Genomic DNA, 21,542 nt, shown 5'->3' on the forward strand with positions numbered 1-21,542 from the left:
GCGAGCAGACATAGTTGCCCTCAACCGAGGGTGATCAGCCGAAGCGGATGGTGTAGGCCACCAGGTCAGGAGGAGGGTGACGACGGCAGCAGCATCAGCGCCTCACCGTGCTGAGCCTGCCCGAAGTCCGATCGTTCGTCGATGCGGGGGTCAGGCGCGGGCGAGCTGGGCCACGATGGCGTCGACGTTGTGCATCAGCGACAGGTGGCCTTCGCCGGGGACCAGGTGGGTGGTGGCGCCGGCGACGTGGTCGCCGAGCCAGCGTCCGTGGTCGCGCGGGACCATCCGGTCCTGGTCGCCCTGCCAGATGGACACCGGTACCCCGATGCCGGCCAGGTCGATGCCCCACGGGCTGAGGAACGCGAGATCGTCGTCGCGCCAGCCGTCGTACCCGCGGGAGACGGCGGCACGACAGGAGGCGGCGAGGAAGTCGGCGAGGCCGCCGCGCAGCGCAGCCTGATCGACTTCGGACAACAGGTCGCCGAAGGCCGCGATGATCTCGTCGGCCTGGACATCCTTCAGTCCGGCACTCGCCTCGGTGAGGAAGGCGTCCAGCGCTTCCTTGCCGGTGGCCGCTGCTCCGAACTCGGCGATGTTCTCTTCGCCCATACCGGCCAGCCAGTCGAGCCCGTCGGCGTCGTACGGCGCCACACCCGCGACGCTCGCCGCGGCGCGACACCTGTCCGGCAGTAGAGCTGCGCAGGCGAGCGCATGAGGGCCGCCACCCGACCAACCGAGGGTGACGAACTCGTCAGCTCCCAGAGCATCGAGCAGTACGGCGACGTCGCCGGCCACGTCGGCTACTCGGCGCCCCGGCTGCGGCGTGCTGTCGCGATAACCCGGCCGACTGTGAGTCACGAAGCGCAGACCGTGCCTGGCAGCCGCTTCGGCGATCGGCGCCAGCGTCATCGCAACACCTGGCGTGCCGTGATGCATCACCAGGGGCCGGCCACCCGCCGGTCCCTCGACCACGTATTCCAGCACCCGGCCACCATCGACTTCGAGTCGCTCCATGAGCGCATCCTAGGCTCAGCCGGGCTGCGCCGGCGCGGTGCAAGGCAGGGTCCCGGCGCGGAGCGCGTGGCCGCCGTCGTTGCCGTCGTCGGCCCACACGACCTGCTTACGCCCCGCGGTACAGGTGGATTGCGGCGCGATCGCGAAGCCCTCGTTGTTGTAGTCGGGCAATTGCGCCGGCCGATCGTAGGTGTGCGAGACAGTGAACTTGCCGTTGGTGATCGAGAGCGTCGCACTGCGTCCTTGACAGGTGTCGTCACAGACAGACCAGAGCAGACCGGTTTCCGGCTCGAACTCCAGGTCCATGATCGTCGGGAATCCGCCCGCGAAGGCGGCGACCCGGGTGAAGGTCCCGCCGGACTGGTTCAGCGCGTACGCGTAGACCATGCCGTTGTCCTCGAGCCCGACGAAGTACAGGCCGGTGCCGTGGTTGGCATAGGAGCTCGGGGTGTAAGGGGCGTTCGTGCGCTCGTCCCGGAAGCCTTGTGCGGTGAGGAACGAGTCCGGTATCCACGAGATCGCCTCGGGACCGCTGTTGGCGTCCACCGCCGGCAGGTCGTCGGTGAGGTCCCATTCCGCAGTCGCATTGAGCGACTTCGCCGTGGACGCCGGATCGAACCGGAGGATCTTGGCCAGACTGGTCCCGTCGTCGTCGCCGTCGCGTTCTGTTGCCACCAGCAACCCGTCCGGCGTACGGACCACGCCTTCGGCGTCAGGATCGCCGCTGCCGTCGCGGTAGTTCACCGCTCGGCCGCCGATCGCATCCGGTCGCCAGAGCGTGCCGTCACGGACGAGGCGGTACAAGGTGCCGGGCCCGTTCTTCACCGCCCACAACACGTCCGGACCCTCGAACGACAGCCCGCTGAGGTTCTCGCCGAAGACATTGGTGCCATCGGCAACAGTCACCGCGGCGCCACCGGGCCATCCGGTCTGCGAGTCCCCGGTGATGGAACCGTAAGCCTGGAGTTCCCAGAAGGAGTAGCCGTACTGCGTGGCGCGGGTGAGACCCACGAACCTCAGATACCGCCCGCGCGCGGTGAAACCGGCCAGGTCGTCGGTCCTGCCGTCACCGTTGTCCACGGCAACGACCGTGCTGTAGGCGACGCCGTCGTCGGAGATCTCCAGCCGGTACTTCGTGGCGTAGGCGGCCTCCCAGTCCACCTTGATCCGGTGCACAGTGGCGATCCGGCCGAGGTCGACCCGCAACCACTGCTGGCCGGCGCCCTCCGCGCTGGCCCACCGGGTCGTGCCCGAGCCGTCGACGGCCTTGGTGCCGGCGAAAGAACTGCTCTCGGTACTGGAGGTCGTCACGGGTTTTCCCTGTGACAGCAGGACATCCGCGGCTCTCGCCGGAGTGACTGTCACGGATGAGAACAACAACGCCACAACTGCGGCGGACCAGGCGGTACTGCGGAACAGGTACACGACGCGCTCCTTCGGCCTAACGGGGCGGGGTCAGGTGAAGCAGAACAGTTAGTAAACCTTCTTAACAGATAAGTGACTGTACCGAGCAGCACGCGCGGCGCGCAACCGGCCGGCAGCAGCAGTTCGGGCCGGATCCTGGAGATCCGGCCCGAACTGGTCGAGCTGAAAGCCAACCGGCCAAGCCGGCTGGACCTGGTCGAACTAGTTGACGGTGATCTTGTCCACCTCGATCGTGAGGCCCTTGACGAGTGGCGTGGAGGTCCCGGTCGTGACGGTGCCGGTGCCCTTCTGCACACCCTTGACGGTCATCGAGTACGTCATCGACCCGCCGGGCGCACCGGGTGCGCTCTGCACGCGGTAGTCCTCGACGGGCGGACCGGTGATCTGGCTGCCGGCCGTCCCCTCGAAGTTCTCGGCACCGACCGTGAGGCCGTACGCCGGCCCCGGGTCACCCGGCAGGTTGCCGGGGTCGTAGGTGTAGGAGATGTCCTCGGCACCGTTGGTGCCGATCCATTGCTGGAACACCTTCAGGGTGTTGGTGCCGAACAGATGCACCCGCCACTCGATGACGAGCCAGTTGTTGACCCCGTCGGTCAGGTTGCCGGCCAGCACGCCCGGAGCGCCGGTGCCGTCGAGGTCGGTCCAGTACGAGGCGAGCACGTTGTTCGGGCGCGCGGGATCGGGCAGGTTCTGCGGCGCGAACTGGACGTCCTCCGCCGCCGTGGTACCGCCGACGACCGAGTAGCCGTCGGAGACGACGCCGAGCTTGTTGTACGTCTGCCCGGCGAAGACGAACGGCGCGACGTTGAAGTTCAGCGCCTGCTCGTCGCCGATCGGCGTCGGCGTGATGCCGAAGAGGTCCAGCGGGAGGTAGCCCGCGGGGCTCGTGCCCGGCGCGATGACCGGCCGGTCAGGCTGTCGCCCGGCCAGCGTGGCGGTCTTGGTCGCCAACTGGGTGCCGATCTTGGTTGCGCCCGTGACGCTGGTGAGTTGTAGCTGCGAGCTCAGCGTGCTGGCCGCCGTGACGTCGGTGGTCTGCAAACTGTTGTTCTGCACAGTGACCGTGCAGGTCGACTGCCCGGTGTTCCGCGGGATGCTCGACGGCGTACAGGTCTGGTCGATGGGCACGATGCCTTCCTGGCGGAAGAACGCGACCGGTAGGTGCAAGGCCCGGCTGCCGCCGACCTGCTTGAGGTTGACCTGCCCGAAGTACTGACCGTCGGCCAGTGCCGGTGCGGTGATGGCGATCGTCAGTTTCTGCGTCTTGCCGGGCTTCACGGAGAACACCGGTGGTAGCACGGTGATGTTCGCTCCGCTGACGGTTGTGCCGCTACCGGTGAAGGTGAGCGTCTGGTTGGTGACGTTCTTGACGGTCCGGGTGGCCGTGATCAGGCCCGGCATGGTCGGCGCGTTCACCGAGGGCAGGTTCAGATCGATCCGGTTCAGCGCGTCGGTGGCCGAGGCCGCGTAGTTCGCAGCGGTCTCGTCCATGGTCAGACCGGGGTCGCCTGCCTTGGTCAGGTCGATGCGACCGCCACCGTCGTCGAACGGGTCGGCTTGGGTGACCCGGTCGGGCTTCTTGACCGCGGTCTTTGCCGTCGTCTCCAGTGCGGACTTGACCTGGCCCGGTGTCCACGAAGGATGCAGCGCGAAGACCAGCGCTGCCGCACCGGCCACGTGCGGTGAGGACATCGAGGTACCGGCGATCACCTGGTAGAGGTTGCCGGGCGGTCCTTCGGCCGGCGACTCGGGTGTCGGCGTCTGGCCGGCGAGGATGTGCAGACCGGGAGCGGTGACGTCCGGCTTGAGGAAATCGCCGCCGGGGCCGCGCGAGGAGAAGTACGTCATCACGTCGCCCTGCCAGGTGGTCTTCGTGCCCTGCGTGAACGACGCGGTGGTGCCCGGGTGTGCCGCGAGGAACGACAACAGGATGTCGGCGTCCGGCTTCTCGAGTTGGACGGCCGGCAGCCAGTGGTTGTCGGTGAAGACGTCGAACGGCGCGGAGTTGTACATCAGCATTCCGATCGCGCCGCCCTGCTTGACGTTGAAGCCCTTCATCACGCGGCCCGAGGTGAACTGACAGGCGACGATCTTGCCGGCGAAGACGCCAGGAGGAGCAGGCGTATTGCAGGTCGCGTCGCTGTACCCCGGTGTGGAACCAGCCAGTACGACGGGCGCCGGCGTACTGATTCCGGCCGTGATCGAGGCACCGGAGACCGTGGCGGTCGCGCCACTACCCGAGAGGGTGACAGTCGAGCGGAAGGTTCGGCTCTGGGTGGAGGCCGCCACCGTGGTGACCCACGGGCTGCGGTGATCGGTCGTGTTCGCACCCGGACCGGAGTTGCCGGCCGAGGTGGAGACGAACACGCCCGCGGCGTACGCGTCCAGGAAGGCCAGTTCGACCGGGTCGCTGTACGGGTCGCTGCCGCCGGAGATCGAGAAGTTGATCACCCGGACGCCGTCGAGGATGGCCCGGGCGACCGCCGCCGCCGAGTCGGACGGGAAGCAACCGGCCGCACCGCAGACCTTGTAGACGGAGACGGCAGCCGCGGGTGCGATGCCGCGGATCGGCCCGCGGCTGATGCCCAGCGGGTTCGCGTCCGCGACCGGGCCACCGGCCGACGTCGTCGAGGTATGCGTGCCGTGACCGTTGGAGTCACGGGCGGAGTCGGGGTAGATCTCGCTGCCGATCACCGCGTTGTAGGTGTCGAGGAACGGCCGGCCGCCGATCAGCTTCCGGTTGCACACGAACGGATCGTTCGCCGGTGTCAGCGGGTTGTCGCCGAAGTCGCAGACGCGCGGTGCGCCGTCAGCGGTAGCCGGTGGCGCCGGCAGCGTGCCCGGATCGGCGTACGACGGATGCTCGGGCCACGCGCCGCTGTCGAGGATGCCGACGATCACGCCCTTGCCCGCGGAGGCCGCACCTCCGAGCTGGTTGTAGATCGTCGGGGCGCCGATGAAGTCGCCGCTGGAGTCGGTCAGCAACTGCTGCGGGTTGTCCTGCTGGACCGCCGCGACGCCAGGCAACTTCAGCAGGTCGCGGGCCTTGTTCGCCGGGACGCTGAGTGCGACACCGCCGTACACGGTGCGCAAAGTCTGTCCGGCCCGGGCGCTCGGGATCCTGGTCCGCAACGCGGCGAGGAAGTCGTTCTCCATCGTGGTCACGTGCTTCAGATACTTGGCGGCGTTCGTGCCCTTCGGGTCCAGGCGCTTGCCGGTGACGGAGGGGCTGGTGCCTGGCAGGCCTTTGAGGCCGCCGCGATAGGCCGCGAGGGAGTCGTAGTCGAGCTTGACGACCACGCGGACCTGGTTGGCCGACGTGCTGTTGATCAGCGCGGGATCGCTCTTGGCCAGTTGACCGCTCGGCGACTTGGCGCCGTTGACAGTGCTGGCGAGCGTGAGTGGCGTCGCCGTGAACTTCCGGGCGCCTGGGGGAGACGGGTCTGCCGCGATCGCGCCCGTGGTGGGCAGCGTGGCGGCGAGCAGCAGACCGGCGGACAAACCGGCCATGACGGTACGTCGGGGACTTCGTCGGTGGATCGTGGATCGCATACGCGGGCCTCCCGTGAAGGCAGAAGACGCCGTCACCGCAGGAAGCCACGTCGAACGTCAGGGTGACCCCCCAGGTCGCCGCTGTCAGCCCCTCGGTCCCGTGACCGAACCCCCCCGGGTTCCGGCGTGCCGGCCGGCACCCCCACGGTGCCTGCCTGAGCCGAGGCTAAGCCCTAACTCCGGTCGCAGCCAGAGCTCGACGTGCCCGAGCTCGCCGGACCGTCGCCGACGTTGCTCCAGGCAATCGCCGGGCCGAGCGTCAAAATTGCCGGGCCGAGCGTCAGCCCGCCGTCGTTGTCGTGGCCGCGGCGGTCCCGGCCGAATCAGTCGCAGGTGTCGCAGACCCCGGTGGCCGGCGTCTGCAGATTGCACTGGGGGCACTTGTTGATCGGGCGCTCGGCGATTGCGGCCTTCCGGGCGCGCGCCCGGAAGGCGCCGAGCTTCGGCGGGATCATCGCGCTGCCGCCATCGGCCGGCAGCCCGGCCGCCCCGAAGTGGCGGTAGGCCGCGAGCCGCTCGTGGGAGGCGTGGGTATCGGGGTCCGGGGGAGTGGTGCCGGTGGCCGCGCCGACGATCGCGGCGTACCCGTCGAAGACGCTCTCGTCGGGGTTGACGCACAGCGCCGACAGCATCGGCTCACCGCGCCGCAGGCTTTCGGCGGAGACCTCGGCGAGCACGCCGCCGATCCACTGCCGGGTCGGCTGCTTGGTGCGGATGCCGGTCAGGTCCTGGACGCCGGTCGCGATGTCCTTGTGCTGCACGAGTCCCTGGTACTTCTTCGCGGCGACGAGCAGCAGCTCGCGAGCGGCCCCCGCCCACTCGATCCGCGCGGCGGCCACGCCGACGTCGGCGACGTCGCGCTCCACGAGATCCGGCAGTTCCTGGTCTGGTGCGGCGACATCGAGAGAGGACACGCGAGAGACCTTAACGGGGGCACCGCCGTTTGGCGAAAACGTGGGTCCGGTGCCTTGACAGCGATCGGGGGCGGTTCCATGATGCTTGCACTTGGTGCTGATAACTGCGCATAACTAGCTTCTTCATTCAACAATGTGCAGACAGTTGGCGCAAGTTGCTCAAGACCCGTAGGCCGCCCCACCCCAGGAGATGAGCATGATCGCTGTCAACCGCCGCAGATCGGCCGCACTGGCCGTCGCCGTCGTACTGGCCGGAGCGGGACTCGGGGTGAGCACTCTGCGCCCCGCCGCTGCCGACAGCGTGGCCGCGAACACCAGCACACCGATCGGCGTGAAACCGATAATGGGCTTCAACAACTGGGCACGGTTCACCTGCGCGGCACAGGCCCGCCTCGACGGCACCCGTACCGGCTATTCGTTCCAGCAGTTCATGCAGGACCAGGCCAAGGCCATGAAGGACACCGGGCTGGTGGCCGCCGGCTACACCAACCTCACCGTCGACGACTGCTGGATGCAGCGCACCAGCGCGGGCTACTTGCACGGAGCGGCCACCTGGGGCGGTAGCAGTCAGCCGGGCTTCGACTGGGAGCTGACCGACTACTCCAACTACGTGCACAGCCAGGGGATGGAGACCGGTCTCTACAGCACCTCGGGCGTCAACACCTGCCAGGGCGTGCCCGGCGGAGTGCTGGGACACGAACAGGCCGACGCCAACTCCCTTGCCTACTGGGGAATCGACTCACTCAAGCTGGACAACTGCGGGACGACGACCAGCAACCGTCAGCAGGTCTTCACCACGATGGCCAACGCTCTGAAGACGGCCACGGCCAACACCAGCCGGAAGATCCTCTTCAACGAGTCCGCTCCGGCCGGCTACGGACCGACCAGTTCGGAGAAGTACAACTCGCTGGACTGGGTGCGCACGCTCGGCCAGATGTGGCGGGTCAGCCCGGACATCGCCGTCTGGCACGGCGACAGCGCCTCCGCCTGGAGCTGGCCGCACGGCGGCGACTACTACGAAGGCGGCGTGCTGCAGAACCTGAACGACACCGTGGCACTGGCCCGGTACGACGGCCCGGGCAACCACAACGACGCGGACATGCTGCTGATCGGTGACAACAACCAACTGAGCCTGGCCGAGCAGCGCAGCCAGTTCGCGCTCTGGTCGGCTATGGGTTCCCCGTTGATGATCAGCTCCGACATCCGCAAGCTGGCCGCCGACCCCACGACGTACGCGGCTCAGCTGGCGATCCTGAAGAACAGCGACATCATCGCGGTCGACCAGGATTCGCTCGGCGCGGGCGGTTACCTCGCCTCCCGCGACAATTCGTCGGTGAGTGCCGGCGTCGATGTCGTGGTCAAGCCGCTTGCCGGGGGTCGCCGCGCCGTCGCAGTACTGAACAAGAACGCGGCCTCGATCAACTACACCTTGGACCTTGCCCGTCTCGGCTTCGGCAACACGACCTGCACCCGGACGGCACGGAATCTGTGGACGCACACCAACCTGTCGGTCCAGTCGACGATCAGCACGACCATCGCGAGCCACGACACCGCGATGTTCACCGTCGATCCGGGAAGCTGCGGAGCGCCTATCGCCGTCGGTCAGCTCCAGGCTCCGCAAAGCGCGTTCCAGGCCTCCGCCCTGTGCCTGGACGCCTACACCGGCGCGGTGGCCGGTCACAAGGTCGCCTTGTACTCCTGCACGGGCAACAGCAACCAGCAATGGCAACGCCAGCCGACCGGCCTCATCTCCTCCCTGCAGAACAACACTCTCTGCATCTCCGGCGACTCCACCGGCCTGCGCCTCGCGACCTGCAACAGCAACGACAGCAAGCAGAAGTGGACCTACAACCGCTCCGGCCAACTACGTCAGGCGAGCGGCGTCTGCGTCGACATCGCGGGGAGCGACTTCACCAACCCCAACTCGATCGTCGCCACCTACACCTGCGGCAGCCACCAACCCAACCAGACCTGGAGCGCCCCCTTCGACACCCCACCCGCCCCTTAGCCGCGCCGCCCCCTCGGCAGACGACTCCAGCCGGCCGGCTATTCGCGCCAGCCGGTGAGGTCGACGGACTTGGCGGTGTCGACGCGGAAGCCGAGTTTGATGCGGACCTCGTCGTCGGCGGGCAGGTCGAGTTTCCAGGTGACGACGCCGAGGTCGGTCACTTCGGCCGGCTCGGGTTCGGTGCTGATCGGCTTGACGGCGATCTCGTGGTCGCGGGCCACCGGCAGTTGGTCCAGCACCGTGACCCGGGCCGTCCGCGGGGTGTGGTTCTCGATCCGGGTCTCGTACTCGACCTCGCGGCGACGCGTCGAGCCGAGCGTCGCCTTGCTCGCCGTACGGCGTACCAGCTTGCGCTCGACGCGGATCCGGTCGTCCAGGCCGAGGGCGAGCTCGACTTCTTCGCCAGGAGCCCACAAGGGCAGCGCGGCCGAGCCGACGAAGTCCGCCTCGTGGAAGACGGCGGCCTTCCCGGCGGGCAACGTGTGCGCCGAGGAGTTCACCACCGTCGCGCGCAGGTGGACGTCGGTCGACCGGACGGGTGCGGTGATGTAGTCCAGCTCGGCGTCGAGGCCGACGGAAGCGATCGTCGCGCGGTGAGAAGCACCGTCCGCGGGTACGGCGACCGGTCGTGGGGGAGTGTAGGTCGCCGCCGTCACGCCCTGTTCGACAGTCGCCGTGAGGTCGGCGAAGGCGGGTCCCGCGGCTTGGACGCTCTCGGCGGCGAACGCGGTCGGCATGGCGTCGCGACTCATCCGGCGTGCGCCCGGCGCGGGCGGAGCCGAGACCGGCACCGGCGGGTGATAGCGGTCGAGGTACCACGGATCGAGCTCGGGCACCTTGGCGGTGACCATCGGCCGGGCCGTCGAGAGCGTCAGGTCGCACTCGGGCCAGTCCTCGCCGGTGTGCTGGGTGATGAGGCCGTACCAGTTCAGCGTCAGCTCTTCGCCGGTGAGGCGGACGTCGTACGAGCTGGTCCAGCCGGCGCCCGGTACGACGTACGAGAGCTCGAGTTCCACGTCTGCCTCGGATTCCAGCGCCAGGGCGACGGCGGCCGAACGGCGGTCGGGCACGCGTTGCTGCGCGACCTCGGCCAGCCGGCGATCGGCGGCGGCGAGGCGCTCCTCGGCTTCCTCGCGTTGGCCGGCCAGTTCCCGTCGCTTCGACCGTACGGCGGACAGCCGGGCGGCCAGCGACTCGGTGAACTCGCCGAGCTGGGCGCCCGCCTCGCCGGCCGCAAGGGTCCGGGCGAAGCTGCCACCGGCGCGCCGTCCGAGCTGTGCGAGGAAGGTGTCGAGCTGGGCCTGGACGTCATCCGCATCGACCAGTTCGGCGACCTCGGCCTCGGCCTCGCGGCGTCGGCGTTCCAGGTCGGCCACCGTCTCGTCCGGCGCCTGCGAGTGATGCCGCGTCGCCACGTCGACCCCGACCACGGTGGCCGGCCCGCGACCGGAGACCCGCACCGAGTCCTCCTGCAAGGCGAGCGGCAGCGGCTCGACGTACACGGTCTGATCGCCCGCCGGCACGGTGATCCGGCCTCGCCGGGTCACCCGCGCCCGGTCGGGATAGACAACGACAGCCACGATCGGCGCATCCACCACAAGTTCGCTCATCCCCCGACAGTAGCCGCGGCACTCACGAGCAGGACCTGGCCCAGACGGCGTAGTGGTTCTCGTCCGAGCGGGTGATGATGCGGCCCGGCTCGCCCGGGAGCCTTGGGAACATGAGTGAGCCGACGGTCACCGCGCTGGGTCATGCCGGTCTGCGCCTCGACGCCCCCGGCGTCCGTCTGCTGGCCGATCCCTGGCTGTCGGCGACCGGTGCCTTTCTCGGGGCATGGTTCCCGTTCCCGGACAACTCGCACCTGCTCACTCCCGACCTGCTCGACGTCGACCTCGTCGTCGTCTCGCACGAGCATCTCGACCACCTCGACCTGGACCTGATCGCCGGACTGCCGGCGGAGGTTCCGGTGGTGATCCCGCGGTACCCGTCGACGATCATGCAACGCCGGCTCCGGGCGATCGGCCGCACTCGCGTCGTCGTACTGGATGCCTGGCAGCGGTACCCGTTGGGGCCGGACGACTGGCTGACGGTGATCCCTGAGCAGTGCCCGATGAGCCACGACGCCGCGGTACTGATCAAGGTCGCGGGCCGGAGTGTGCTGCACACCAACGACGCCCGGATCTCGCTGGGTCAGACCCGGCGCGCGATGACGGAGGCCGGCGGGCGGCTCGACCTGATGGGCGCGCAGATGTCGGGCGCGAGCTGGCACCCCGTCCGGTACGAGTACGACGAGGTCGAGCGCGAGCGGATCGCCACGATCAAGAGGGTCGGCAAGTTCAAGGCCGTCACCCGGCTGGTCCGCCAGGTCCAGCCACGACTCGTCATGCCGTACGCCGGTCCGCCGTGCTTTCTCGACGACGACCTGTTCGACCTCAACAGTGGCCTCAGGCCCGGCGGGATCTTCCCCGACCAGGGCGAGGCGCTCTCCTGGCTCGCGGACCGGCTGCCCGAGCAACCCGGCGTCTGCCTTCTGCCCGGCGACAAGGTGGACCTCGGCAGTCTCGCGGTCACCAGAGACCCACAGTGGCAGGCTTTCTCGCTCGACGCCGGCCCGGAGGCGAGGCGGCACTACCTCGACGAGTACGCCGTACGCCGGCGTGCCGCGATCGATGCTGTCTGGGCGGCCAACCCGCCGCCGTCGCCCGGCCTGGCCGAGAGGTTCAAGGCCCACTTCGAGTCGCTGGGCACCTTGTCGGAGTACTTCCTGGCGCGGATCGGCATGACGGTCCGCTTCGAGGTCGAGGGGCCCAACGGTGGCGTGTGGGACGCCCACATCGGGCCGGACCGGGTACGGGTCGACCTGGACGGTGGCGACTGCCACGCGGACTACCGGCTGATCCTGGACGGGCGCTGGCTCGACGGTGTCGTGTCGGGCCGCACCCGGTGGGAGGAGCTGTTGCTGTCGCTCCGCTTCACCGCACGCCGTCAGCCCGACCAGTACAACGACTACCTGGTCGGGCTGCTCAAGCACGCGGACCGGGCCGCGTTGCGGGCGGTGGAGGAGTTCGAGGCGGCTCGTGATCCCGGCGAGACGATCGAGCTGACGGTGAACGGTGAGACGATCCAGGTCAGTCGCTTCTGTCCGCACGCCGGTGAGGATCTGGCCGAGACAGGTGTCGTCGTCAACGGCGTCCTGCGCTGCCTGGGCCACAACTTCGAGTTCGATCTCCGCACCGGCGACTGCCTGAACGCCCGCGCCGACTCGCTGCACATCAGGCGCGACGAGCCTTACTCGGAAGCGGTCTGACTCCCGACCGATCGCTGGACATCGGCCAGGCCGGTGACGAACAACGCCGTCAGCAACAGGTAGTGCAGCGTTCGCCTGAGCGTTGGGCGGCCCAGGTACTCCTGGTCGGCGGCGACCCTGAGTGGGACCAGCACCTGGAGATAGTAGGCCTCGACATCGGACCAGTTCGGCGGAGCCACCGCGGACTTCTCCCGGTAGTGGAGCTGGGCCGGGCCGGTGAGTCCGGGGCGCGCGAGCAGGATCGGCCTGCAGGACTCTGGGTAGCGCCTGGCGAGCGCGTCGCTCTCCGGGCGCGGCCCGACCAGCGTCATCTGGCCTCGCAGGACATGCCACAGCTGGGGGAGTTCGTCGATCGCGGTACGGCGCAGTACGCCGCCGAGCCGGGTGATCCGGACATCCGCCGTGGCGGTCACTTCGGGGCCCGAGGCAACCACTCGCATCGTCCGCAGCTTGTAGAGCGTGAAGCGCCGCCCGTTCTCGCCGACCCTGGACTGCCGGAAGAACACCGGCCGGCCATCGGTCAGCAAGATGCCGATGGCAACGATCGCGATGATCGGCACCACCACGACCGACAGCAGGACGACGACCACGACGTCGAGTGTTCGCCGGATCGCGCCGATGCCGTACGCCGATCGGCCGGCGGACGCCTTGCTCCGGGTGCGGGTGAGCTGGGACATGGTGGGCTCCTCCTTCTTCAGCCGGTGCCGGCGGCAACGAAGACCGCGCTGAAGGCGGCTGCGGCCAGGTCGCATTCGTGACCGAAGGCGGCGCTGTCGGCCGGCAGTTGCGACGGCGTCATATGGGTGATGAGTTGCCGGCCGTCAGCGCGCCGGCGGATCAATTCGGTCCACAGCGGGTTTCCGGACAGGCCCGGCCCGAGCAGGCTGACGACGTTGCCCTGGTACTGCTGGCGCCAGGTCCAGATGTCGACCGCCCGCGCTCCGGCCGCGACCGGTACGTCGATGTAGGTGACCGCGTCGTCGTTCGCCTGTCCGGTGTCTCCTTGGTAGCCGTCCGGTTCGGCGAGCGCCTTGCGGGCCTGGAGGATCGTCAGCTGCGGCCACCCTTGGGCTTTCACCCGGTTCCAGACATCCACCTGGGCCTCCCGTTTGGTCAGGCCCCATTTGGCGTACGTCGCCTCCTCGAGCAGACCGGTACTGAGGTCGAGCCGGTCGATCAGCCCGGCCCGCAGGTAGCCCTCGAGCGCGGCCGCCGTGGCCGCCGGATACTTCAGCCGGACGCGTTGCGCGCAGCCCTGCTGGTTGGTCCCGCGCCACGGCAGGCAGCCGAGCTCCGGCACCACCGCGTCCACCAGCAATTGCTTGCCTGGGGCAACTTGTGCGAGCCGCGTCTTGGCCGCCCGGAGGAACTGTGCCGCTTCCGCCACGGTCTGCAGGCCGTCGTGGTAGCCGATCTCGTCGGACACCTTGAACCCGACCACCCCCGGCACCTTCCCGAGTGCGCCGAGCCGGTCGATCGCCTGGTCGAATGAGCCCGGGCCCTCCAGCCAGCGGGCCACCAGATCGGTCTCCCACCAGATGGCGACGCCACGCTTGTGCAGCGCGTTCGCGAGCTCGACGTAGCGGTCGGCGGTGAAGGCGGGTCCGGGTGCGGTGGACGGTAAGGACACCCCGGTCGGTCCGCCCGTCGGCCGCGGCGGGAGTGCGGTACTGGTCATGCCGGGCGGGGCGTTGGTCGGATTGGCGTCCGGTGACCCGCCGGAGCAACCGGTGATGAGAATGAGCACAGGCAGTGCCAGTACGGCGAGTTTCATGCGGACACCTCGGTTGCCTGCACTGTGCTGCTGCGACGGGCCCTCGAGGGCGTGCTGAGCCGGAGCAGTACGCCGATCAGCAAGGCGTCCGTGGACAGGTAGGCGGCTGTGGAGGCGATGGCCGCGCCCAACGCACCGTGCGCAGGAATCAGCAGCACGTCGAGGACAACGGTGACGAGCAGGCCGAAGCCGAGGACGATCGAGTTCAGGCCGGGGGTCCCACGCCCGTACAGGTAGGCGCTCGCGACCCCGGACGCTCCCGCGAGCAGCATGCCGGCGAGCAGCACGCGCGCCGGCGTCACAGCCGGGCCGAAAGACGCGCCGTACAGAAGCCGCATCACGGGTGAGGTCAGCAGCGCCACCGGAATCGCGGCCAGCAGGATCCCGATCAGGGTGGGCCGGATCATCCGCCGTGCGGACGCCGCCGCCTCCGCCTGCCCGAGTTTCGCCAGCCGGGGGTAGCACACCCAGGTCAACGCGTTGCCGGGCAGCCTGAGCAGTTCGGCGTACTTCGAGGCGACGGCGTAGCTTCCGAGCACGGCCGGTCCCGCCATCGCCCCGAGAATCGCGAAGTCCAGCCGGAGGTTGAGCAAGGTGATGAGACCACCGACCTGCCCGCGCAGGCCGTACGACGCGATCTGCCCGCCCAGCGCGCGGTCCGGCCGACCGAACCAGCCCAGGCCGTCGGCCGCCAAGCCGAACCGCCGCCAGCCGAGCAACCGGCTCACCCGGCGCCAGGCTTCGACCGCGACGACGAGATCGGCGAGTCCGAGGCCGATCACGATCGCAGCGACACCGTGGATCCCGGTCACCAGTGGCAGCAGGTAGCAAGGGAGGAAGGCCAGCTCTTCGGCGGCGATGACCACATCGCCGCCTCGCCGGTCCTCGAGCCCTTGCAGCGTCGTCTTACCCAGGGTGAGTACCAGTTGTGTCGGCACTGTCAGCCCGGCCGCGGCAATCATCAGCGTGGACTCTTGCGGGAAGAACACGTGCGCGATGACCGGTGAAGCCGCCAGCCAGGCCACCGTGCCCAGCAAGGCGCCACCGAAGCCGATGGCGATCAGGGTCGGCCACAACCGCGGCAGGTCCCGCCGGGGAGCCGCGAGGAAGTAGGCCAGGGCACCGGGGAGGCCCAGGACACAGAGCACACCGACGAGCCCGGGCAACATCCGTAGCAGCGCATATTCACCGACAGCGGACGGGCCGCCGGTCCGCGCGACGAGCACGGTCGCCAGCGTGAGCCCGGCGATCGCCAGCGCCCGCGCGGACGTGTTCGCCACCACGGTTCGGAACATCTCGCCACTGACGGGCAAACGCAGCCGGCCGCTCATGAGACCCGCTTCTTCTGCTGGTCCTGCAGGACGAGCACCAGCGCGGCGACGAGACCGAGCCAGGTCCACAGATGCCGGAAGTGCAGTACCTCGTAGAACCCGGCCGCGGTCGCCATCACCGGCCCGATGACGGCAAGCAACCACGGTCTGGGCACCAGCGCGGCGTACGCGTCCGGCAGGGTGCCGATCACCAGCCGGAAGCAGCGGACGCCGATGGCGAGGCCCAGCGCGAGCAGCCCGAGCGCGCCGATCAGGCCCCGTTCGAGCAGGGTTGCGAGGTAGTCGTTGTGCGCTTCCTTGACGTAGGGCGCCTGGTTCGCGGCGAGCGTGGCTTTCGTGCGGGCAGGGCCGTACCCGGTGACGTCTCCCTGGAAGTACAGCCGGGTTCCCTCGTGCACGATCGTTGCACGTTCACTGGTGGAGCTGGCGCTCCGGCCGAAGGAGTCACGCAGCAGCGGGACACTGCCGGCTGCCGCCTCACGGACCTGCCCCAGGTCGACCCGTGGCATGACGAAGGTGAACACCAGTCCGGCCAGCAGCATCGACACGGCGAGCGTGCTGAGGCCGGCCACAGGGCCGCTACGCCGGTATCTGGTCACTGCGACCGTGAGCACGAGTCCGACCAGCAGGGTGAGCATCGCGCCGTTCGATCCGGTGAAGCCGATCGCCGTCACGACGAGGATGTAGGCGATTCGCCGTACGCCAGGAGACCGCGGGCATTTGCACGCCGCCATCACGAACAAGGAGACGACCAGGTAGTTGCCGGCCAGGTTCGGGTCGCCGAAGGTGTAGGACGCGCGAACGCCGTCCTTGGCCGAGACCCCGCTGAGCGCGTTGATGCCGAGCAGGTAGGCCGCTGCCATCACACCGGAGTACACCGGCGCGGTCCGGCACCAGGCGCGGGTCACGGCGGACACGATCGCCGGGTTGTGGCGCCCCAAGGCCAGTGCCGCACCCCAGGCCAGCAGGAGCAAGTCCTGGGCCAGTACGAGGCCGACGCCGACGGGTGCCTGCGCGATGTATGCCGCGAAGGCGCCACCGAGCACCAGTCCGGCAACGCCCAGCAGATAGGGCACCTTGACCGGCAGGTGCTCCCGGACCGACCAGAGCAGGGCCAGCCCGATGCACAAAGTCATGCCGACGTCGGCCAGAGCGGTGTTACCAGGCCCGGCAGGGACCAGGAACGGCAACAAGCAGACGGTCAGGCCCATCATCGTCGCGAGTACGTCGCCGCGCGGCCGGCCGGCCCGGCTGATCCCCCCGGAAGCTCGGTGCGAAGCAATGATGGTCATCTAGCTCACCCCTGGTTCCTGCCGGCCCGGGGCCGACAGCGGCAGACCGGCGAGCAGCTCGAGATGGCTGCTGCCGAAGTCGTCGTCGTTCGCCAGCGCGGCCACTTCACCGAGGCCGGTCAGTGCGGCGGCGTACCAGAGCTCGGTGGGTAGCCCGAGAGCGGCGAGTCCGTCGCGAAGGTAGGAGCGGACCAGCTCCGGCAGCCAGCCGTCACCGAGCAGTCCGTAGCTGATCCCCGCGCCGAAGCCGGTACGCCGCAGTCCGCGGTGCCGCAGAACCCGGCGTCCGGGGCGGGTGTGGCGATCAAGGTAGAGGCAGTAGCTCACCGCGAACCGGACCAGGTCCCGCAGCGGCCAGCCACTGCGAGCACCACACTCCCAGTCCACGACACCGGTGATCACGTCGTCGTGCACCAGCAGGTTGCCGAACCAGTAGTCGCCGTGCACCATCGACCGGCACACCCGTTCGGCTCCCAGCAGGTGGTCCGCCGACGTCAGCCTGAGCAGAGCGGCCTCGAGCCGTTGATGGGCGGGCCAGCGGTCGCGCAGTTGGTCGCTGACCTCTTCGGCCCAGCGGATCCGGCTTGCCTCGCCCGCGGTCGCCCGCTGGAACCGGCGGAGCCAGCCACCGGCCAGGGCGAAGTCCACAGCGACCGAGCGACGCCGCGCGGTGTGCAGCCAGTGGTGATAGGTCACGCTCATCGGCCTGCCCCGCAAGGCTGTCGACACCAGCGCCGGCAGGCCGTCGCTGTCCAGCGTCTCGAGGTACTGCGGAACCATGCCGGCGAGACTGCCGAGGCCGGCAGCGCGCAGGTCGGACAGCATCTGTGTCTCGTGCCGGATCGCCGCCGCGGCCGCCGCGGTGGCCGGAATCTTGACGGCGATCGCGCCCGTCGGCCGGCCGGGGTAGGCGCTCGGTGCCGGGGTGACGATGAAGGTCAGCTTGGCGTCCGGATCGCGCGAGGCAGCGATCAGGATCCCCCGGGTGTCCGGTGCGAACAGGACTTCGTGCACCGACCGTGGCGGCCGGGGCTGGATCGAGCGAGGTGCTTCGGTCATGGTCTTCTCCCCAAGAGAACGCGGCCGGGTGCGGTCGCGCCGGTCCAGCTCCACGGCAGCAGCCGGGCCAGACCGATCAGTGCCGACGCCGGCAGAGCGCTGAGCGCCAGTCCCGGCGGGACGGTGGCGATCGTGGTCCAGAAATGCCGCACCGACGGCTCGGTGTCGTCGACCAGGACGACCGGCCGGTGCAGCGTCGGCAGCACGATGACCTCGCGCTCGATCTCGAGCGCCAGCCGCCGCGCCAGCCGGCGCAACCGGCGGCGGCTGAACGGGCGCTGGTCGACGAGCAGGACGGGCAGACCCGGCTCGAGCTCGGCCACGACGGCGTCGTCGGTCCGGACGTCGATCTCGAGCGTGCCGGGTGGACACAGGGTCATCCAGGGTGACGTGGCGAGCGGGGACCGGCCGGCCGGCCTCGCGAGACTCATCGCCGTACCAGACCTGCGGTCAGGCCGCCTGAGTACACCTGGTCGAGTACTTCGGCCAGCCGCTCGGCATCGAACGTCGCTCCGGCCAGCAACCGGCCCTGCCGAACCAGCCGCTCCGCGGTCCGCGGATCGTCCAGTACGCCGTCGATGGCGGCCGCGAGCAGCTCCGGTCGGCCGGGCGGGACCAGAACTCCGCTCTCACCGGGGACGACGAGATCCGGGACGGAGTTCACTGCGGTCGCCACTACGGGTACACCGCACCGCATCGCTTCGACCACGGCACAGGGCAGCCCTTCGTACCTGCTGGCCATCGCGAACACGTCGAACGCGGGCAGCAGACCTGCGACGTCGGATCGCTCGCCGGCGAACACGAAACGATCCAGAAGCCCTTGGTGGCGGACGATTTCCCGAGCTCGCGCCAGTCCCGGCCCGGAGCCGATCCAGACCGCCATCGCGTCGCGGTGCCGCAGCTTGGCGATTGCCGCGATCAGGTGCTCCGGTGCCTTCTGGTAGTCGATCCGTCCGACGGTGCCGACCACTGGGGTTTCGTCGTCAAGCCCCAGCTCGGCCCGGGCGGCAGCCCGGCTCTCGGTGGTCTTCGGCACGGTGATCGCCTCGACCACCGGCGCGATCGTGCGCAGGGTCGACGGCCTGGCCAGGCCACGGCGCAGTGCCTCCGTCGCGACCCCGCTGCCGATCGCGAGGACGGCGTCGGTGATCGCGGCGAGCCTGCGCTCGATGGCGATGTACGCCGCCTTCCGTACCGGGTTCTGGAACTCGTGGAAGGGAAAGCCGTGGTAGGTGTGGACGATCAGCGGTACGCCGGCACGGTGTGCCGCGAGACGCCCCAGGGCTCCGGCCTTCGCGCTGTGGGTGTGCACCACGTCGTACCCGTCGGTCTCGCAGAGCCTGGTGAGACGGCGCAGAGCGGTCCGGTCGTCGCGCGGTGAAAGCGGGGCGACCAGGGAAGGTTCGATCACGACGTGGAAACCGGCGGCCTGGGCCCGCTCGGTCAACGGGCCGCCCTGACCGGTGATGATCGTGACGGCGTAACGAGCAGGGTCCAGCGGCAGTACGCCGCGCAGGGCGACTCCGCCCGCTCCGGCGATGAAGCGGGTGACGATCTGCGCGACCTCGATCCGAGCCGTCATCAGGACACGCTGTCGGAGTGGACGGCATCGAGGTACGGATGCAGCAGCTCTGTGAGGCCGGCACCGGGCTGCCGGCCCAGTTGGAGTTCCAGACACGGCAACCGGGCGGCGAGGGTGGCGGCGACCTGCTGGACCGGTGGGTGGGCCGGTCCGCAGCCGGTTGCCATCGCGAGGGCCGCAGCGATCGGCCAGAACCGGAGCAGCTCACCGGCGGCGTAGGTGCCCGCGACGATGGCCCGGGTGGCCTCCGACTCGGTTATGGGCCGCAGTCGAGGATCCGGCTGGAGCCCGCGGCGCAGGACCACGATCAGTTCTGGCCGCAACGATCGCAGCCGCGTTTCCCAGCCGTGCTCGCGGCGGCCGTGATAGGTCCTGCGGCCGCCTGGCTCGGTCAGCTCGGCCGGCAGCCGGATCGGTTCGGCCAGCCCGTAGGCGATGGTCCCGTCGCAGGCGGCGAGGTTGTCACAGGTGGCCCGGCCACCTGCTGCCATTTCCCGGGAGACCAGGCTGGACTTGCCGACTCCGCCCGGTCCCGCCAACAGCACGGCGACTCCCGCGATCCGGACGACGGACACGTGCAGCGGTGCGAGGCCTTGCTGCATGGCCAGCCAGAGCGCCGGGTAGTGGACGAGCACCTGTCCGGTCAGCGCATGGTGCCTGGCCGGGAGCAGCCGGGCCGCGGCTGCCTCTTTGGCCGACGGCGTCCACCGGCTGATGACCCGGAGCCCGTCCTCGTCGATCGACCAGAGCTGGCTGAATCCGGAGCCGCCGGCGCTCGCGATGATCGCCTCGTGCCGGCCTGTCGCCCACACGCCGCGGGTGACCGGTTCACAGCCCGAGGTGTCGAAGCGTTCCTTGGAGCGTTCGAGCGAGAGGACGAGGTTGGCCACGTCGTCGCAGCCGCTCTCGCCGCCGCCGGTGGCCGCGAGGACCGTGGCGACCGCGGCCGCGGACTGCTCGACGGCAACTCGCTGGCCGGCGGTGTGAAGCAGCGTGCGGGTGATCGGTACGCCGGTCACAGCAGCCTGCCGAAGCGACGCTTGGCCGGACCGCTGACGATACCGAGCACCGGCCAGCGGACGGCCTTGAGAATGTCGTCCAAGTCGTCGAGCCGGCGCAGGAGCAGGCTGCCACCGGATACGACCACCACGCCGGCGGTCATCTCGTCCTGAGGCGTGACGGCCGACAATCCGGTGAACCGGACGTCGGCGAACGGAGAGTCGAGCCCGAGCAGACTCGATTCCGTGACGTCCTCGGCCCCGCCGGGCGTCGTACTCTTCGCCCGGTGCGGAGCGGACGAGAAGCTCGCCAGCGCGAAGAGCAGGTGGCTGACCGTGTCGGCGTCGGAGTCGTCCGCGCCCATCAGGACGACCGCGTCGACGCCTTGCCGACGGGCCGCCAGCGCCATCGTGTTGCGCAGCGAGGTGAGTTCCTCGGACGACTTGCCGAGCACAGGTGCCTCGAGGAGGTGAGCCAGCGCCCGGACGCTGGCTACTCGTGGCCGGATCGTCTCCAGCACCGCGGCGGCGGTCAGTCCGAGGATCAGGCCGAGCAGCAGTGCCAGCGCCGCCTGGGGGAGCATCGACGACCGCACCTGGCTGACGTCCGGCTTGTCGCCGACCGGTACGACGATGTCGCGGGTGGCGTCGGCGGTCGTCAGCGAGGCCCGCTGGGTGGTGAGCTGGGACAGCAACTGGTCAGCCGACTGGATCTGGGTCTGGATATTGCCCCGCGCGTTGATGTCGGCGATGCCGGCGAGTTGCTGGGTGAGCTTGTTCCGGTGGGCGGTGGCGTCGTCGACCTGCTTGTCCAGCTTGGTGATCGCGGCGTTGAACGCGGCCCGGTCGCCACTGTTCATGAAGAGAGTCACCCGCTCGGCCAGGGCGGCGACGATCCGTCCGGCCGCGACCGGGTCGTGGTCGGTGACGCTCAGTTCGACGATCGACGACTCACCGAGTCGCTGGGCGGCGACGTGCGTGGCCGCGAAGTCGGCGAGCTCGCGTTGCACCCCGGCCTTCTTCAGTGAGGCGTCGAGCAGGCCGGGCGTCGTCGCCAGCGCGAGGACCCGGCTGCTGATCCCCTCGGCCTCGGTCGCCGACCGTGGCGCGCCCGAGACGACCTGGAGCCGGATCGACGCCAGTGACGTGGCCGGCTTGCTCGACTGGAGCGCGATCGCCGCGGCGACCGGCAGCAGTACACACACCAGGATGATCCCCAGGTGGGCCCGCACGATCCGACGGAACATCTCTTCGAGAGTCATCGCTGTGCCCTTCGTCCGCTGATG

At 69.5% G+C, this 21,542-nt stretch carries 16 protein-coding genes; 2 read left to right on the plus strand and 14 right to left on the minus strand.

Features of this window, described 5'->3' with window-relative positions; all coding sequences use genetic code 11:
• Positions 1-150: 150 nt before the first annotated feature.
• From EV138_RS31505 to EV138_RS31520, 4 genes are all read right to left on the minus strand, one after another.
• The gene (locus EV138_RS31505; protein WP_133983515.1) at positions 151-1,014 is read right to left on the minus strand and encodes an alpha/beta fold hydrolase; all 864 of its coding nucleotides are present in this window, start codon (positions 1,012-1,014) and stop codon (positions 151-153) included.
• 15 nt (positions 1,015-1,029) lie between these two features.
• Complete coding sequence (locus tag EV138_RS31510; protein ID WP_202867022.1) at positions 1,030-2,325, minus strand: discoidin domain-containing protein; 1,296 nt, start codon at positions 2,323-2,325, stop codon at positions 1,030-1,032.
• Positions 2,326-2,640: 315 nt separating this feature from the next.
• A complete protein-coding gene (locus tag EV138_RS38530) occupies positions 2,641-5,949 on the minus strand; it encodes a S8 family serine peptidase (RefSeq protein WP_133983516.1) in 3,309 nt (1,102 codons plus the stop codon).
• Between the two features lie 365 nt (positions 5,950-6,314).
• Positions 6,315-6,905, minus strand: coding sequence for a hypothetical protein (locus EV138_RS31520; RefSeq protein ID WP_133983517.1), 591 nt, complete (start codon positions 6,903-6,905; stop codon positions 6,315-6,317).
• 196 nt (positions 6,906-7,101) lie between these two features.
• Here EV138_RS31520 and EV138_RS31525 point away from each other — a divergent pair, with 196 nt between their 5' ends.
• Positions 7,102-8,913, plus strand: a complete 1,812-nt coding sequence (locus tag EV138_RS31525) for a ricin-type beta-trefoil lectin domain protein (protein WP_166678817.1) — start codon at positions 7,102-7,104, stop codon at positions 8,911-8,913.
• A 38-nt stretch (positions 8,914-8,951) separates the two neighbouring features.
• Here EV138_RS31525 and EV138_RS31530 read toward each other — a convergent pair whose 3' ends face one another.
• Positions 8,952-10,523, minus strand: a complete 1,572-nt coding sequence (locus tag EV138_RS31530) for a DUF4139 domain-containing protein (protein WP_133983519.1) — start codon at positions 10,521-10,523, stop codon at positions 8,952-8,954.
• 110 nt (positions 10,524-10,633) lie between these two features.
• Between EV138_RS31530 and EV138_RS31535 the strand changes: the two genes are divergently transcribed.
• Positions 10,634-12,220, plus strand: a complete 1,587-nt coding sequence (locus EV138_RS31535; protein WP_133983520.1) for an MBL fold metallo-hydrolase — start codon at positions 10,634-10,636, stop codon at positions 12,218-12,220.
• Here the strand turns inward: EV138_RS31535 and EV138_RS31540 are convergent.
• From EV138_RS31540 to EV138_RS31580, 9 genes are read right to left on the minus strand one after another with little or no spacing between them, the layout of a single operon-like run.
• On the minus strand, positions 12,202-12,897 hold the full coding sequence (locus EV138_RS31540) for a sugar transferase (RefSeq protein ID WP_166678818.1): 696 nt from the start codon (positions 12,895-12,897) through the stop codon (positions 12,202-12,204). The genes EV138_RS31535 and EV138_RS31540 overlap by 19 nt on opposite strands.
• 17 nt (positions 12,898-12,914) lie before the next feature.
• Complete coding sequence (locus tag EV138_RS31545; protein ID WP_133983522.1) at positions 12,915-13,994, minus strand: hypothetical protein; 1,080 nt, start codon at positions 13,992-13,994, stop codon at positions 12,915-12,917.
• Positions 13,991-15,325, minus strand: coding sequence for a lipopolysaccharide biosynthesis protein (locus tag EV138_RS31550; protein WP_133983523.1), 1,335 nt, complete (start codon positions 15,323-15,325; stop codon positions 13,991-13,993). The genes EV138_RS31545 and EV138_RS31550 overlap by 4 nt, the downstream gene beginning before the upstream one ends.
• Complete coding sequence (locus EV138_RS31555; protein WP_133983524.1) at positions 15,322-16,617, minus strand: O-antigen ligase family protein; 1,296 nt, start codon at positions 16,615-16,617, stop codon at positions 15,322-15,324. Before EV138_RS31555 ends, EV138_RS31550 begins: the two co-directional genes overlap by 4 nt.
• The gene (locus tag EV138_RS31560) at positions 16,618-17,676 is read right to left on the minus strand and encodes an aminoglycoside phosphotransferase family protein (protein WP_133983525.1); all 1,059 of its coding nucleotides are present in this window, start codon (positions 17,674-17,676) and stop codon (positions 16,618-16,620) included.
• A complete protein-coding gene (locus tag EV138_RS31565) occupies positions 17,673-18,107 on the minus strand; it encodes a hypothetical protein (RefSeq protein WP_133983526.1) in 435 nt (144 codons plus the stop codon). Before EV138_RS31565 ends, EV138_RS31560 begins: the two co-directional genes overlap by 4 nt.
• Entirely contained in the window at positions 18,104-19,258 is a 1,155-nt protein-coding gene (locus tag EV138_RS31570; RefSeq protein WP_133983527.1) for a glycosyltransferase, read from the minus strand. The genes EV138_RS31565 and EV138_RS31570 overlap by 4 nt, the downstream gene beginning before the upstream one ends.
• Positions 19,258-20,277, minus strand: a complete 1,020-nt coding sequence (locus EV138_RS31575) for a hypothetical protein (RefSeq protein ID WP_133983528.1) — start codon at positions 20,275-20,277, stop codon at positions 19,258-19,260. The genes EV138_RS31570 and EV138_RS31575 overlap by 1 nt, the downstream gene beginning before the upstream one ends.
• Entirely contained in the window at positions 20,274-21,518 is a 1,245-nt protein-coding gene (locus tag EV138_RS31580) for a GumC domain-containing protein (RefSeq protein ID WP_133983529.1), read from the minus strand. Before EV138_RS31580 ends, EV138_RS31575 begins: the two co-directional genes overlap by 4 nt.
• Between the last annotated feature and the right edge of the window lie 24 nt (positions 21,519-21,542).

This window comes from Kribbella voronezhensis (assembly GCF_004365175.1).
Lineage (GTDB): Bacteria > Actinomycetota > Actinomycetes > Propionibacteriales > Kribbellaceae > Kribbella > Kribbella voronezhensis.

What these genes read in the sequence shown, in the direction of transcription:
- EV138_RS31550 (WP_133983523.1), bottom strand. Translation starts at nt 15,325, where the DNA reads ATGAGCGGCCGGCTGCGTTTGCCCGTCAGTGGCGAGATGTTCCGAACC.
- EV138_RS31580 (WP_133983529.1), bottom strand. Translation starts at nt 21,518, where the DNA reads ATGACTCTCGAAGAGATGTTCCGTCGGATCGTGCGGGCCCACCTGGGG.
- EV138_RS31540 (WP_166678818.1), bottom strand. Translation starts at nt 12,897, where the DNA reads ATGTCCCAGCTCACCCGCACCCGGAGCAAGGCGTCCGCCGGCCGATCG.
- EV138_RS31535 (WP_133983520.1), top strand. Translation starts at nt 10,634, where the DNA reads ATGAGTGAGCCGACGGTCACCGCGCTGGGTCATGCCGGTCTGCGCCTC.
- EV138_RS31530 (WP_133983519.1), bottom strand. Translation starts at nt 10,523, where the DNA reads ATGAGCGAACTTGTGGTGGATGCGCCGATCGTGGCTGTCGTTGTCTAT.
- EV138_RS31525 (WP_166678817.1), top strand. Translation starts at nt 7,102, where the DNA reads ATGATCGCTGTCAACCGCCGCAGATCGGCCGCACTGGCCGTCGCCGTC.
- EV138_RS38530 (WP_133983516.1), bottom strand. Translation starts at nt 5,949, where the DNA reads ATGGCCGGTTTGTCCGCCGGTCTGCTGCTCGCCGCCACGCTGCCCACC.
- EV138_RS31505 (WP_133983515.1), bottom strand. Translation starts at nt 1,014, where the DNA reads ATGGAGCGACTCGAAGTCGATGGTGGCCGGGTGCTGGAATACGTGGTC.
- EV138_RS31560 (WP_133983525.1), bottom strand. Translation starts at nt 17,676, where the DNA reads ATGACCGAAGCACCTCGCTCGATCCAGCCCCGGCCGCCACGGTCGGTG.
- EV138_RS31555 (WP_133983524.1), bottom strand. Translation starts at nt 16,617, where the DNA reads ATGACCATCATTGCTTCGCACCGAGCTTCCGGGGGGATCAGCCGGGCC.
- EV138_RS31565 (WP_133983526.1), bottom strand. Translation starts at nt 18,107, where the DNA reads ATGAGTCTCGCGAGGCCGGCCGGCCGGTCCCCGCTCGCCACGTCACCC.
- EV138_RS31570 (WP_133983527.1), bottom strand. Translation starts at nt 19,258, where the DNA reads ATGACGGCTCGGATCGAGGTCGCGCAGATCGTCACCCGCTTCATCGCC.
- EV138_RS31545 (WP_133983522.1), bottom strand. Translation starts at nt 13,994, where the DNA reads ATGAAACTCGCCGTACTGGCACTGCCTGTGCTCATTCTCATCACCGGT.